18 protein-coding genes and 1 riboswitch are annotated in these 13,445 nt (G+C 64.8%); of the genes, 9 read left to right on the plus strand and 9 right to left on the minus strand.

Features of this window, described 5'->3' with window-relative positions:
* Positions 1-45: 45 nt before the first annotated feature.
* Positions 46-792, minus strand: a complete 747-nt coding sequence (locus MT490_RS00495; RefSeq protein ID WP_297383263.1) for a protein ImuA — start codon at positions 790-792, stop codon at positions 46-48.
* 227 nt (positions 793-1,019) lie between these two features.
* On the opposite strand from MT490_RS00495, the gene MT490_RS00500 reads away from it, so the two are divergent.
* The 3 genes from MT490_RS00500 to MT490_RS00510 all read left to right on the plus strand — a co-directional run bounded on the left by MT490_RS00500 (position 1,020) and on the right by MT490_RS00510 (position 3,767).
* Positions 1,020-3,101: a M3 family metallopeptidase gene (locus MT490_RS00500; protein ID WP_297383265.1), complete on the plus strand. Its 2,082-nt coding sequence runs from the start codon at positions 1,020-1,022 to the stop codon at positions 3,099-3,101.
* A gap of 108 nt (positions 3,102-3,209) precedes the next feature.
* Positions 3,210-3,434, plus strand: a complete 225-nt coding sequence (locus MT490_RS00505) for a DUF2061 domain-containing protein (protein WP_297383267.1) — start codon at positions 3,210-3,212, stop codon at positions 3,432-3,434.
* A 21-nt stretch (positions 3,435-3,455) separates the two neighbouring features.
* Complete coding sequence (locus MT490_RS00510; protein WP_297383268.1) at positions 3,456-3,767, plus strand: alkylphosphonate utilization protein; 312 nt, start codon at positions 3,456-3,458, stop codon at positions 3,765-3,767.
* Between the two features lie 244 nt (positions 3,768-4,011).
* On the opposite strand, the gene MT490_RS00515 is transcribed toward MT490_RS00510, so the two are convergent.
* Positions 4,012-4,356 carry a LysR family transcriptional regulator gene (locus tag MT490_RS00515; RefSeq protein ID WP_297383269.1) on the minus strand — a complete coding sequence of 115 codons (345 nt, stop codon included), beginning with the start codon at positions 4,354-4,356 and terminating at the stop codon, positions 4,012-4,014.
* A 66-nt stretch (positions 4,357-4,422) separates the two neighbouring features.
* Positions 4,423-4,569 (minus strand): hypothetical protein, encoded by a 147-nt coding sequence (locus tag MT490_RS00520; protein ID WP_297383270.1) that lies wholly within the window; start codon positions 4,567-4,569, stop codon positions 4,423-4,425.
* 94 nt (positions 4,570-4,663) lie between these two features.
* Between MT490_RS00520 and MT490_RS00525 the strand changes: the two genes are divergently transcribed.
* Positions 4,664-4,789 (plus strand): hypothetical protein, encoded by a 126-nt coding sequence (locus tag MT490_RS00525; RefSeq protein ID WP_297383271.1) that lies wholly within the window; start codon positions 4,664-4,666, stop codon positions 4,787-4,789.
* 26 nt (positions 4,790-4,815) lie between these two features.
* Here MT490_RS00525 and MT490_RS00530 read toward each other — a convergent pair whose 3' ends face one another.
* Positions 4,816-5,223 carry a VOC family protein gene (locus MT490_RS00530; RefSeq protein WP_363321719.1) on the minus strand — a complete coding sequence of 136 codons (408 nt, stop codon included), beginning with the start codon at positions 5,221-5,223 and terminating at the stop codon, positions 4,816-4,818.
* Positions 5,220-5,630 carry an NAD(+)--rifampin ADP-ribosyltransferase gene (gene arr / locus MT490_RS00535; RefSeq protein WP_297383275.1) on the minus strand — a complete coding sequence of 137 codons (411 nt, stop codon included), beginning with the start codon at positions 5,628-5,630 and terminating at the stop codon, positions 5,220-5,222. Before arr ends, MT490_RS00530 begins: the two co-directional genes overlap by 4 nt.
* A 45-nt stretch (positions 5,631-5,675) precedes the next feature.
* Between arr and MT490_RS00540 the strand changes: the two genes are divergently transcribed.
* The 3 genes from MT490_RS00540 to MT490_RS00550 are packed head-to-tail and all read left to right on the plus strand — an operon-like array spanning position 5,676 to position 7,088.
* Entirely contained in the window at positions 5,676-5,930 is a 255-nt protein-coding gene (locus MT490_RS00540) for a type II toxin-antitoxin system prevent-host-death family antitoxin (protein WP_297383277.1), read from the plus strand.
* The gene (locus MT490_RS00545; protein ID WP_297383279.1) at positions 5,927-6,193 is read left to right on the plus strand and encodes a Txe/YoeB family addiction module toxin; all 267 of its coding nucleotides are present in this window, start codon (positions 5,927-5,929) and stop codon (positions 6,191-6,193) included. The genes MT490_RS00540 and MT490_RS00545 overlap by 4 nt, the downstream gene beginning before the upstream one ends.
* 37 nt (positions 6,194-6,230) lie before the next feature.
* On the plus strand, positions 6,231-7,088 hold the full coding sequence (locus MT490_RS00550) for a DUF3800 domain-containing protein (protein ID WP_297383281.1): 858 nt from the start codon (positions 6,231-6,233) through the stop codon (positions 7,086-7,088).
* 192 nt (positions 7,089-7,280) lie between these two features.
* On the opposite strand, the gene MT490_RS00555 is transcribed toward MT490_RS00550, so the two are convergent.
* On the minus strand, positions 7,281-8,426 hold the full coding sequence (locus tag MT490_RS00555) for a PQQ-binding-like beta-propeller repeat protein (RefSeq protein WP_297383283.1): 1,146 nt from the start codon (positions 8,424-8,426) through the stop codon (positions 7,281-7,283).
* Between the two features lie 327 nt (positions 8,427-8,753).
* Here MT490_RS00555 and MT490_RS00560 point away from each other — a divergent pair, with 327 nt between their 5' ends.
* Entirely contained in the window at positions 8,754-9,554 is an 801-nt protein-coding gene (locus tag MT490_RS00560) for a type VI secretion system-associated protein TagO (protein WP_297383285.1), read from the plus strand.
* Between the two features lie 55 nt (positions 9,555-9,609).
* Here MT490_RS00560 and thiC read toward each other — a convergent pair whose 3' ends face one another.
* From thiC to MT490_RS00575, 3 genes are all read right to left on the minus strand, one after another.
* Positions 9,610-11,538: a phosphomethylpyrimidine synthase ThiC gene (gene thiC / locus MT490_RS00565; protein ID WP_297383287.1), complete on the minus strand. Its 1,929-nt coding sequence runs from the start codon at positions 11,536-11,538 to the stop codon at positions 9,610-9,612.
* Positions 11,539-11,590: 52 nt separating this feature from the next.
* Positions 11,591-11,681, minus strand: a riboswitch (TPP riboswitch).
* Positions 11,682-11,796: 115 nt separating this feature from the next.
* The gene (rpmG, locus tag MT490_RS00570; RefSeq protein ID WP_135987089.1) at positions 11,797-11,964 is read right to left on the minus strand and encodes a 50S ribosomal protein L33; all 168 of its coding nucleotides are present in this window, start codon (positions 11,962-11,964) and stop codon (positions 11,797-11,799) included.
* Positions 11,965-12,088: 124 nt separating this feature from the next.
* Positions 12,089-12,664 (minus strand): DUF2059 domain-containing protein, encoded by a 576-nt coding sequence (locus tag MT490_RS00575; RefSeq protein WP_297383291.1) that lies wholly within the window; start codon positions 12,662-12,664, stop codon positions 12,089-12,091.
* A gap of 177 nt (positions 12,665-12,841) precedes the next feature.
* Between MT490_RS00575 and MT490_RS00580 the strand changes: the two genes are divergently transcribed.
* On the plus strand, positions 12,842-13,339 hold the full coding sequence (locus MT490_RS00580; RefSeq protein ID WP_297383294.1) for a DNA starvation/stationary phase protection protein: 498 nt from the start codon (positions 12,842-12,844) through the stop codon (positions 13,337-13,339).
* Positions 13,340-13,445: the final 106 nt, after the last annotated feature.

Here is a 13,445-nt window from a genome sequence, read left to right on the forward strand (position 1 = left end):
ACCGAGCCGGCCGGGCTCGGCCCGGCAGCCGCAAGTTCGCGCGGCTCAGGCGGCGCGGCGTGCCGCTCCGCCCGCCGCAGCCTTTCGATCGGCCACATCGGCAGGAAGAGCGCAGCGACCCGTTGCATCGCATGCCTCCACTTGCATCTGGAAGGGCTCGCCGCCCTTCTGGCGCACCAGCGCCAATTGCCAGCGCGCACGCCCCACGCCCGCCACCGGCAGCGGCGTCGAGGGTGCGCAGCCGACGCGCCACCGCGTCACCGCCGCCGAGGGCGCGGCCAGCGGATCGCTCCCCTCGCGCGCATGGCGGCGCAGCAGCAAGGCGATCGTCCGCCCGCCCTCGGCCGCCAGCTGGAGCCGGCGGCTCGCGGTCATGTCGGCGCGCCTGACCTCGCCGATCACCGCGCCGAGCCCGCGATGCCGGAGCCCCTCCTCCATCACCGCGAGCAGCTCCGCATCGTCGCGCGCCTCGGCATAGATCAGCCTTTTGTGATCGAGCCCGACCTGCGCCAGCCCGGGCGCGAACAGGTCGCGCCGCCGCACCACCCACAGCACCGGCCCCCAGGCCCGCGCGGCGAGCCCGGCGAGGAAGAGCGTGGCCGCGCAATCGTCCGCCATGTCGCTCGTCCCGCCCGCGACTTCGTGCAGCGCGTCGAGCCGCAACCCGCCATCGGCGAGCCGCGAATCGATCGCCCCGATGCCGAAGGGCAAAGCCGGGCGGCGGCGGAAACCCTTGGTCTCCACTGCGCGCAATTGCTCGCGAAGCTGGGCAAGGACGGCGGGATCGGCCATAGGCGGGCAGCGGCTACTCACGACTCGGGAACGGGAATGTTCCTATTCTGTTCCATATTGCGGCAGAGTCAATCCGCAAGGCGGAACGCTTGCGTTGCGCCGCTTCGCCCCTAGTGTGCCGGCATTCTAAAGCACTTCGGGGGACCCTGTTCATGACCCTTTCGCTTCGGCTCGCGTTGATCGCATCCACGGCGTTCGTCGCCCTTACCCCTGCCTTGGGATCCACAATGCCCCAGACCCAGACTTCGCCCGCGCCCGCTGCCGCGCCCGATCCCACGCCGCTCCTCGCCAAATGGCCGGGGCCGCACGAAGGGGTGCCGCAGTGGGACAAGGTGGCGCCGGCGATGTTCCCGCCCGCCTTCGAGCGCGCCATGGCCAATGCCCGCGCCGAGATGGCCAGGATCCGCGACAATCCCGCCGCGCCGACCTTCGAGAACACGATCCAGGCCGATCAGCGCTCGGGCGAGGAGATGGAGCGGCTGTTCGCGGTCTGGGGCGTCTACCAGAGCAACCTCGCCACGCCCGAGGTCCAGGCGATCGCCAAGGAATGGAGCCCCAGGCTCTCGGCCTTCTTCACCGAGATGAGCCTCGATCCCAAGATGTTCGCGCGAGTGAAGGCGATCTACGACGCCCGCGCCAAGGCGGGGCTCAACCCCCAGCAGCTGCGGCTGCTCGAGCGGACCTATCGCGATTACGTCACGTCGGGCGCCTTGCTCGACGAGGCCGGCAAGGCCGAGGTCAAGCGGATCAACCAGGCGCTCGCCACCGCCTATACCGAGTTCAGCCGCAAGGTGCTCGCCGACGAGGAGACCGCGATCCTGCTCGACAGCGAGGCCGACCTCGCGGGCCTGGCCGACAGCTTCAAGGCGAGCCTTGCCGAAGAGGCCAAGGCGCGGGGCCAGGCCGGCAAATGGGCGATCAAGAACACGCGCTCCTCGGTCCAGCCCTTCCTGATGTATTCGACCAACCGGGCGCTCCGGGAGAAGGTCTACAAGGCCTTCGTCAACCGCGGCGACAATGGCGACGCCAACGACACCAACGCGACGATCGCCGAGATCCTCAAGCTGCGGCAAGAGCGCGCCAGGCTGCTCGGGTTCAAGAACCACGCCTGGTACCGGATGGACGACACCATGGCCGAGACGCCCGAGAATGCGTCGAAGCTGATGATGGCGGTGTGGCCCGCCGCGGTGGCGCGGGTGCGCGAGGAAGTCGCCGACATGCAGGCGCTGGCGAACAAGGAAGGCGCGAAGATCACGATCGAGCCCTGGGACTATCGCTTCTATGCCGAGAAGGTGCGCAAGGCGAAGTACGACCTCGACGAGAATGAAGTGAAGCCGTACCTCCAGCTCGACCAGATCGTGCAGGCGGCCTTCCATGCCGCGGGCCGGCTCTACGATCTCGACTTCAAGGAGAATACGGGGAGCATTCCGGTCTTCCAACCGGACGTGCGCACCTTCCTGGTGACCAGCCGCAAGACGGGCGCCGAGGTGGGCATCTTCTATCTCGACAATTTCGCGCGCGCCGGAAAGCGATCGGGCGCCTGGGCGACGAGCTATCGCAGCCGCTCGGGACTGCGCGGCACGGACATCGTGCTCGCCTCCAACAACAACAACTTCACCAAGGGCGCGGCGGGCGAGCCGACGCTGATCAGCGTCGACGATGCGACCACCCTGTTCCACGAGTTCGGCCATGCGCTGCACAGCCTGCTCGGCAACGTCTTCTATCCCGGGCTCGCCGGCACCCCGCGCGACTTCGTCGAATATCCGAGCCAGGTGAACGAGAACTGGCTGCTCACGCCGGAGGTGCTCAACCTCTACGCCAAGCATTACAAGACCGGCGCGCCGATCCCGCCCGCGCTGGTCGCCAAGATCGAGAAGGCCGAAACCTTCAACCAGGGCTTCGACACGGTCGAATATCTCTCCTCGGCGATCGTCGACATGAAGCTGCACGACCGCACCGAGCCGGTGACCGATCCGGACGCGTTCGAGCGCGAGACGCTGGCGAGCATCGGCATGCCGCGGGAGATCGTGATGCGGCACCGGCTGCCGCAGTTCAATCACCTCTTCTCGAGCGATGCCTATTCGGCGGGCTATTATTCCTATCTCTGGTCCGAGACGATGGACGCCGACACCTGGGCGGCGTTCGAGGAGACCGGCAATGTCTGGGACAAGGCGACCGCCGACCGGTTCCGCACGATCCTGCTGATGACCGGCAACGAGACCGACCGCAAGCAGGCCTACAGGGTATTCCGCGGGCGCGATCCCGACGTGAAGGCGCTGTTCAAGCGGCGCGGTTTCCCGGTGCAGTAAGCCGCGCCCTGATCGAGCGCGTCGATCAGTGAGGCCAGTACGACGCGTTGGCGATCGAGGGAAACGCACAATATCTCGGCAAGCCCCGCTTTGGATGCGAGCCGAGCCATGCCCCGCGACCTGATCAAGACGCTGACCTATCTCTCGATCCACCTGACCGTGGGCTTCACCGTGGCCTATGCCTTCACCGGATCGGTGAGCCTCGCCGGCGGGATCGCGCTGATCGAGCCGTGCATCAACGCGGTCGCCTTCTTCTTCCACGAGAAGGCGTGGCAGCGCGCGGATCGCGTCGCGGCCGGGGCGCTCCCACACGGGACGGTGGCGCGCGCCTGATCGTGCCGCTAAGGCGCGTGCATGGCTGGAGAAGAAGAGGACAGCTTCGTCTATGACGAAGCGAGCGGCGAATGGATCAGCGCGGCCGAGGCGGCAGCCAAGGCAGGTACGGCTGAGACCGTGGAAGTGCGCGACTCGGTGGGCAATTTGCTCGCCGACGGCGACCAGGTGACGCTGATCAAGGACCTGACCGTCAAGGGCGCGGGGCAGACGCTCAAGCGCGGCACGCTGATCAAGTCGATCCGGCTGACCGGCGATCCGCAGGAGATCGACTGCAAGTACGAAGGCATCAAGGGCCTGGTGCTGCGCGCCGAGTTCGTGCGGAAACGCTGAGCGGCGACGCCGCTTCCCGGCCGGCGGGTGACCAAGTTGACTCGGTTGTGCGGTGAAACGGCGGAAGCGCCGACGAGGCGACGGCATTGCGCCGGCGAAGCGACACCCGCGCCACCCTGACACGCCACCGGCGCGACATGCGGGCGACATAGGCACGCCACCGGCGCGACACCTGCGCGCCCTCATCGCGACACCTGCGCCACGGACACGCGCCGTGCGCGCGTCGGAAAGACGCAATCGCGCGTCACCGGGGCGACTGCGGCGCGACACGGGTGGCGTCGCGCGCGTCGCGCCCGAAGGGATCGGCCATCCGCCGGGCATGGAGCGCGAGCACCTGATCCCAGCTGCGATCGAACGGCGTGCCGGCGAGGCGCCGGCGCAACCGGTGCGCGCTCGATCGCGACATGCCCGCCGCCCACGCCGCGCGCGCGACGCTGCCGGTCTCGAGCAGGGCGGCGAGGAAGATCCGCTGCTTGGCGGGGGTCCATTGCGCGCGGGGCGGCGCGGCGGCCTGGGGCGGGAGGCTCCGGGAGGCCGCGGGCGCGGGGCGCTCCGGGGCCTGGGCGGGCGGGTTGGACTCGGTTTGCATCTAACAGGATGGAGCAGATCAAATCCTACATTGGAAGGATTTCGTTCCCGATAAGTTCCGCGCGCCTCAATGGCGCTTGAAATACTGGACCTCGCGCTCGTGCTTCTGCGCGGCGGCCCTGGTGTCGAAGGTGCCGAGGTTGCGGCGCTTGCCGGTGTCCGGGTCCTTTTTCCGGGAATAGAGGCGATATTCGCCCGCGAGCTTGCGGATCATGGGGGCGGAACGCCTGGCCGGCCGAATTGATGCGCGCGTGCGGCGCCGATGGGTCTAGGGTGCGGCGGGGCCTTTCGCCCCCGAAGGACAGGCGATGGCCAAGAGCCAGAAGAAATCGAACCGCGAGATTCGCAAGCCCAAGGCGGAGAAGGTCAAGACGATCGCCGCCAATGCATCGACCAAGGAGAAGCCCGTCGCGATGGTGACCATCAAGGGCTGACGCGCGCGTGCCGGCGGCGGCGCTGCTCAGCGGCCGTCGGCGAACTGCACCAGATCCCAGCGATTGCCGTAGAGATCCTCGAACACGGCGACCTTGCCGTAATCATGGACGGCGGGCGCGCGGACGAAGCGGATTCCGGCCGCGGCGTATGCGGCGAAGTCGCGATCGAAATCGTCGGTGGCGAGGAACAGGAAGACGCGCCCGCCCGCCTGATCGCCGACGAAGCGCGCCTGTTCGGGCGTGGCGGCGCGGGCGAGGAGGATCGTGGTGGCGCTCGCGGGCGCGCCGGGCGGGCGGATGGTGACCCAGCGCTTGTCCTGCTCGGGCTGGTACGTGTCCTCTACAGCCACGAAGCCGAGCTTGCCGATGTAGAAGGCGAGCGCTTCGTCATAGTCGCGGACGACCAGGGCAACGTGGGCGAGATGGGGCATCAGTCGATCGCCTCGACGCCCTGCTCCTTGAGGCGCGCGAGATGGTCCTTCATGTGCCGGAGCTGCTCGGGGGAATGGCCCTGCCACTCGGCGACTTCGCCCAGGACGCGCAGCGGCGCCTGCGAGCGATAGGATTGGGTCGGGTTGCCGGGGAATTTCTGGTCGGTGAGATTGGGATCGTCGACGAACGCGCCGCTGGGCTCGACGATGTAGATGCGTTCCCTGCCCTCCCCCTGCGCCAGCTCGGCGCCCCAGATCGCCGCGTCGAGCGTGCCGGAGAAATAGGCCCAGGACGCCTGGTTCCGCTGGCCGTAGTTCGAGGCGAAGCCGGGCGCGATCAGGTCCCCCGGGCGAAGATCGGCGCGGGTGCCGTGGTAGAAAGGCGGCGTGGCGTGGGCGGCGTAGGTCATGGGCGGCTCGCTTGAATTTTGTACATAAGGTTGTACATTGTTGACATGCAGACGCTGAGCGTATCCGAGACCCGCGCCAATCTGAAGGCCGTGCTGGACCGCGTCGTCGCCGACAAGGCGCCGGTGCAGATCGTGCGTCCCAAGGGCGAGGGCGTGGTGCTGGTTTCGCAGAGCGAATGGGAGGGGATGCAGGAGACCATGCACCTGCTCTCGTCGCCCGCCAACGCGAAGCGCCTGCTCGACGGCATCAAGGGACTCGATGCCGGGCTCGGCGAGGAGCATGAGCTGATCCAGCCGTGAAGATCGTCTTCGCGCGCGATGCGTGGCGCGACTATGTCGCCTGGTCGCGCGAGGACGCCAAGGTGCTGGAGCGCATTAACCTGCTGATCGGCGAATGCCTGCGCGACCCGTTCCGCGGCACAGGCAAGCCGGAGCCGCTGCGACAGAATCTGGCCGGATGGTGGTCACGCCGGATCAGCGGCGAGCATCGGCTGGTGTATCGGGTGACAGGCGGCGGGGATACGCAGGCGTTGGAGGTGTTGAGCTGTCGGTACTCTAGGTAAGGTTTGACTATGCCTGCTTGTTCGGCAAGTTTTTCGTATGCCGCATAAGCGTTACATCATTTTCTGCGACGAATCCGACGACAAGGGTCGCTTCTACTCCAATTTCTATGGCGGAGCACTTATCGAGGCTTCCAAGCAGCAAAAGCTGCACACCGAGCTTCAAGCCGTTAAGGATGACTTGAATATATTCGAAGGCGAGATGAAATGGGAACGAATTACTGAGCCCTACGCTGAGAAATATATTTCCTTTGTAAATGCCACATTTGACATTATTGCACGCGGTGACATGAAGATCAGAATCATGTTCACTCAAAACAGGAATCAGCCTATTTTGGATGAATACCAAATAGGCAACGATTATTTCCTTTTATACTATCAATTCATAAAGCACGCGTTTGGATTGCAGCACTCCGTTCCACACGGATTTACAGCATCTGCCACGTTACTTTTAGATGATGTTCCGGCCAACGCAGAAAAATTCCACCAATTCAAAGAATATATGTCGAGTTTGTCGACATTTCCAAAATGGAGCCGCGCCGGGTTCAGCATTTCTTATGAGGACATCACAGATGTCGATTCTAAGAAGCACAACGTGCTGCAAGCGCTGGACGTAATTTTAGGCGGAATCCAATCTCGCTTGAACGAGAAGCATACTAAACCGATTCCTCCAGCAAAGCGGCGAAGTAAGCGAGCAAGAGCAAAGGAGAGGGTTTACAAAGCCATCAAAGACCGAATTTTCACTCTATACCCAAACTTCAATGTTGGGGTTAGTACGGCCGCGACCGAGGGCCCTCAAATGCGCTTCGAGCACCCATACCGACATTGGCTGTTCGTACCATTCAATGCGAAGGTTGATCCTGAACGGACCAAGAAAGCGGCGGCAAAAAAGAAGTGACCCCACCTGATCCTACAGTAGACCCCGCGCAGAGCGCGAGGTTTCAGATCGGGCAGGGTCAGATATTATATAGAGCGCCTATTCGCGACTCGCAAGCGGAGTCATATTTTTAGTTGTGAGTCAAGAGTAGTAAAGTCCTGTTTTGTTCCTGTGAACGCCCTGTGGATAAACCCCTGCGCCCGCCCCCACCCCTCACTCCTTCAACGCATAAACCCGCCCGTCGAGCGCGCCCACATAGACCACGCCGTCGACGATCTCCGGCGAGCCCATCACGCCGCCGGTGACGTAGCCCTCCACCGGCCCCGGCGCGAACCGCCATTTCTCGCGGCCGGTGGCTGCATCCAAAGCGAAGAAGCCCGGGCGCAGGGTCACGCCCTCGAAATAATAAGGCGCCGCGCTGATCGCGCCGACATAGAGCGTGCCGTTCGCCAGCCGGGGCATGGCCCAGGTCCAGCCGCCGGTCTTGAACTGCCACGCCTCGCGGCCGCTGTCGGCGGCGAAGGCGGAGACCTTGAGCGAGTCCGAGCTGCCGACATAGAAGAAGCCGCCGGCATGGACGGCCGAGCTTTCGACCCAGGAGCCGTCCGGATAATCGTGGCGCCACGCCTCGGCGCCGGTGGCCGCGTCATAGGCGATCAGGCGCGCGCTGCGGCTGCCGACGACCACGCGTCCCGCGCCGATCGCCGGGGTCGACTGGACGATGCCGCCGGTATCGGCGCGCCAGGCGATCTTGCGGGTCGCGAGGTCGACCGCATAGAGATGGTCGTCCCAGCTGCCGAAATAGACGCGACCGCCCGCGATCACGGGCGTGCTGCGGACCGCGTCGAGCGTGCCGACGCTCCAGGCGAGCTTGCCGGTGGCGGCGTCGACGACGAACAGCGCGCCGTTCAGCGAGCCGATGAAGACCTGCCCCTCGTGCACCAGCGGCGAGGATTGGAGGTAATCGAAATAGGGATTGTCGGGCGAGGGCGGCCGCCGCGCCAGATCGCGCGCCTTGAGATCGAAGCGCCAGCGCTCGCGGCCCGAAGCGCGGTCGACCGCGTAGAGAAAGCCGTCGTCGCTCGCCGCATAGACGAGATCGCCGGCGATCGCCGGGCGCGCGCGGACGCCGCCGCCGGTCGCGAACTTCCAACGCGGCCGGCGCGTGGCGCGGTCGAGCGCATAGAGATGACGATCATCGCTGCCGAAATAGAGCGTGCCCCGATCCTCGGCGAGCGAGCCCCAGATCGGACCGCCGGTGCGGAACTCCCAGAGCTTGGTGCCGGGAGCGGGCTGGGCTTGCGCCGCGCCGCCGAGACCGCAAAGCATGAGCACCAACGCTCCGAGCAACCGCACCATCATCCCTCCCCTATGTCGTTACGGACATGTTTCAGAAGTGCGGGCGGGCGGTCAATCGGGCCAGTTCTGATTGGCCGTCCACATGCGACCGCCTGAAGGACAGCCAACAAGGTCGCCTCGATCACACAACATAAACGGGCAGAGAGTAGGACGCTGGGCCATGCGGAGGCGCCCTTGGCCTAATCGCTCACGCGTTGAACCTATGGTTCATGGGAGTACGATTGAACTCGGGAACACCCATGAACTCACCGACATATAGGGAGAATATTGCTACACATCCCTAAATAGGCACTATATCTCAATATTCGCGACTCCGGGGGGATGTTCATGAAAACCTTCCTAATGGCATGGGTGCCGCTTCCGCTTTTTATTGTCTTGGCAGGATGCCAAAGCGAGGTTGAAGAGGCTGTCAAGCATGAGTTAATAGACGCGGAATCGGCCCAATTCCGCGACGTCGCACAATGCTCCGGAGACACCCAAGTCTTCAGGGGAGCGGTCAACGCGAAAAATCGTATGGGAGCCTACACCGGATTTGACCCCTTTTTCTACGACGGTGTCAGCGTGACATTCGCAGGAAGCCCGGATTTTACCAAAATGATGAACCGTTGCTACAAGGCCGTAGCAACGCCCAAGGAAAGTCCAACAACTAGCGAAACACCGGCCAGCGAGAGCGCGGAGGGGACCAATTGGGTAACAAGCGAGGATGTGAATCCTGTCGACGACAGCAAGACCCGTCGCGCCACATTGCTGGCAGACGAGGGGGCCTCATCAATGCATGAATCCGTCTCGCTCACCATCCGGTGCCAATCGAATCGAACTGAGTTGTACGTCAATTGGAACGATTATCTGGGTGACGACAGTGGTGATGTTTATGAGGAATGGAAGAAAATAACCATCCGCATCGGCAGCCAAGAAGCGCGAACAGAGCGCTGGGGTATCTCGACAGATAGCGAGGCGACGTTCGCGCCAAGTTCACCGGTTGCCCTCATCCAAAAAATGGCGAAGGTTGATCGCTTGGTTCTCCAGACTACGCCTTACAATGAAAGTCCGGTCACGGCTGTTTTTAACCTCAAAGGGATAGAGAAGGCCGTTTCGCCGATCGCAGAAGGGTGTGGATGGAAGCTCTAGAGGGGCGTACCTGGACGGACCAAATATCCGCCGCAGTACGCCCCGAGTTGATCGCTCAGTCGTGCTCCCGCCCGCCCGAGCCCATGTAGAGCTCGCTGCCGGTTTCCTTGAAGACCCTGCTCATCGCGGCCATGCCTTCCTCTGCGGACGCCTCGTCCAGCGGTGAGCCCCCTCCACCAGCCTGCGGCTGGTCCCCCTCCCCGTTCCGGGGAGGATTTTGCGCGGCGAGGAAGGTGTCCGCCGACTGGTTCTGCTTCGCCGCGAAGTCCCGCACCTCCTGGGTGATCTTCATCGAGCAGAATTTGGGGCCGCACATCGAGCAGAAATGCGCGGTCTTGGCGCCCTCCGCCGGCAAGGTCTGGTCGTGATATTGCTCGGCGGTGTCGGGATCGAGCGAGAGGTTGAACTGGTCGCGCCAGCGGAACTCGAACCTTGCACGGGACAGCGCGTCGTCGCGGACCTTGGCCGCCGGATGCCCCTTGGCGAGGTCGGCGGCATGGGCGGCGAGCTTGTAGGTGACCACGCCGACCTTGACGTCGTCGCGATCCGGCAGCCCGAGATGCTCCTTGGGCGTGACGTAGCAAAGCATCGCAGTGCCGTACCAGCCGATCATCGCGGCGCCGATGCCGCTGGTGATATGGTCGTAGCCCGGCGCGATGTCGGTGGTGAGCGGCCCCAATGTGTAGAAGGGCGCCTCGCCGCAGGCCTCGAGCTGCTTGTCCATGTTGGCCTTGATCTTGTGCATCGGCACATGGCCGGGGCCTTCGATCATCACCTGGACGTCCTCAGCCCAGGCGCGCTTCGTCAGCTCGCCCAGCGTGTAGAGCTCGGCGAACTGGGCCTCGTCGTTCGCATCGGCGATGCTGCCGGGGCGCAAGCCGTCGCCCAATGAATAGGCGATGTCGTACGCCTTCATGATCTCGGTGATCTCGTCGAAGCGCTCGTAGAGGAACGATTCGCGGTGATGTGCGAGGCACCATTTGGCCATGATCGAGCCGCCGCGGCTGACGATGCCGGTGACGCGCTTGGCGGTCATCGGGATATAGGGCAGGCGGACGCCGGCATGGATGGTGAAATAGTCGACGCCCTGCTCGGCCTGCTCGATCAGCGTGTCGCGGAAGATCTCCCAGGTCAGATCCTCGGCCACGCCGCCGACCTTCTCGAGCGCCTGGTAGATCGGCACCGTGCCGATCGGCACGGGGGAGTTGCGGAGGATCCATTCGCGCGTGTCGTGGATGTTGCGCCCCGTCGAGAGGTCCATCACCGTGTCCGCGCCCCAGCGGATCGACCAGACCATCTTGTCGACCTCGGCGGCGACGTTCGAGGCGACCGCGCTGTTGCCGATATTGGCGTTGATCTTGACCAGGAAGTTGCGGCCGATCGCCATCGGCTCCGATTCGGGGTGGTTGATATTGTTTGGGATGATCGCGCGGCCCCGCGCCACTTCGTCGCGGACGAACTCCGGCGTCACATAATCGGGGATCGAGGCGCCGAAATCCTCGCCGTCGCGGATGTACTCGGCCAGCCGCTCGCGGCCGAGATTCTCGCGGGTGGCCACATATTCCATCTCGGGGGTGATGATGCCCTTCCGCGCATAGTGCATCTGGCTGACGTTCGCGCCCGGCCTGGCGCGCAGCGGGCGCTTGACGACATTGGGGAAGGGCTCGACGCCACCCGAGCGATCCGGGCCGAGCTGGCCATTATCCTCGGGACGGACCTCACGCGCGGCGACCTGCTCGACATCGCCGCGGCCGAGGATCCAGTCGCGGCGGAGCGACGGCAGGCCGGCCTTGATGTCGATGCGCGCGTTCGGATCGGTATAGGGGCCCGAGGTGTCGTAGACGCGGACCGGAGCCTCGCCGCTGCCGGGCTCGAGCTGGATCTCGCGCATCGCGACGCCGAGCGGGCCGACATGGATTTTCCGCGAACCGCGGATCGGGCCGGTGGTTACGCCGATTTCGGTGCGTGCTGGGAGGTCGGCCATTGAGTCTTCTCCATGTCTCGCGGGAGAAGACGGTTTCCGGATGGGCCACCGCTCCCTCCCTACGCCGGTGTCAGCCGGATCAGGTTCAGCGGGTCGAGGGCTCCTGCCCTCCTCTCAAGCGCGGTTCGGCGCTCCCCCGGGGATGCCGGGGTCTTAGGCCCATGGCGCGGCGAGGGAAAGGGGCAATGCCGCCCTCGCGCACCGATCGCCGAAACCGCGTGCGGCTCCGGATGGGGGCCAGGGCGGCCCCCAGGGCGCTTACTTGATCTTGGCTTCCTTGAACTCGACGTGCTTGCGCGCGACGGGATCATATTTGCGGAAGGAGAACTTCTCGGTCTGGGTGCGCGGATTCTTCTTCGTGACGTAGAAGAAACCCGTGTCCGCCGTGCTGACGAGCTTGATCTTGACAGTGGTCGGCTTGGCCATGACCCGAAACCCTTGAATCGTGCGAAAAGAAAGAGCGGCGCGCACGGGCGCACCGCTGTCAGGCCGCGGCGGATGCGCGAGTTCGGCGCAAAAGTCAAGAAGGCGTTGGCGGACGCCTCCGCAACTACTTGGCCTTCCTGCTCTCGACCATCTTGGCGCTGAACCCGGCGATGCGCTGCTCCATCCCCGCCATCGCCTCGGTCATCATCGTGCGCTGCACGGCCAATATGTCGGGATCGGACATCAGAGTCGGCGCCTGCTCGGCAAAGGCGCGCCCTGCCGGCGTATCGTAGAACGCGCTGATCGCCTGCAGCTGCTCGAGCGTGAAGCGCCGCGCATAAGCGCGCGCCATGGCGTCGGCCAGCGCCGGCATCGCGGCCTTCATCCTGGCGAGCGAATGCTCGAATTCCTGTTTCATGAAATCGTCGATCGTCGCCCGCAGCTTCGGATCGTCGGCCCGAATCGAATCGAACAGCGCGCCGCTGAACATCGCCTCGCGGGCATTGTCCATCATCGGCCGCACCATCTGCTCGACCATCGCGTCGCGCCGATCGGCGGGCATGAACCGCTCGATCAGTATCTTCGCCACGGCAAGCCGCGCGGGATCGGGCGCGGCGACCGTGGAGGGCGCGGCCTGGGCATGCGCGGCGGACGGCGACAGGGCGGCGAGCATGGCCGCGGCTGCGAGCGATCGGAGCATCGGATTCCTTTCCACGGTCGCACCGTGACGACTCCGGATGCTTATCCGCGACGCGCCCGGCTTGCCAGCCGCTGATCGCCGCCGCCGCTCGCTCTCATCGAAAATACCCATGGCAGCGCGCGGAGCCCGCCCTATATGCACTTCGTTGGGCTCACGTATCGTTTCCCGGAGGACATGATGGCAGACACCAAGGCGGCGCTCCTGACGCCCACCGACCTCAACCGCAACGACACCAAGAGCGTGGCCGATGCGCTGAACAGCGCGCTCGCCGATTGCTTCGCGCTCTATTTCAAGACCAAGAACTTCCACTGGCACGTCTCGGGCCCGCATTTCCGCGACTATCACCTGCTGCTCGACGACCAGGCGACGCAGATCTACGGCGTGACCGACGCGATCGCCGAGCGCGTGCGCAAGACCGGCAACGTCACGATCCGCTCGGTGGGCGACATCGCGCGCCGCCAGACGGTGAAGGACAATGACGCCGATTTCGTCGCGCCCGGCGACATGCTCGCCGAGCTGCGCGACGACAATCTCAAGCTGGTCGAGAGCTTCCGCGCGGTGAAGCAGGCGGCCGAGGATGCGGGCGACAACGCCACTTCGGGTATCGTCGACGACTGGACCGACCAGGCCGAGGAGCGCGCCTGGTTCCTGTTCGAGGCCAGCCGCAAGGGCTGAGCGGATCCTCTTTCCTCTTCCTGTGGGAGCTGGGTGAGGGTTTCCCGCCATCGTTAGCGCGATCCCCTCACCCAGCTCCGACTAGGGCCCGCTGAAGAAGCGGACC

This window comes from Sphingomonas sp. (assembly GCF_026460985.1).
Classification (GTDB): domain Bacteria; phylum Pseudomonadota; class Alphaproteobacteria; order Sphingomonadales; family Sphingomonadaceae; genus Sphingomonas.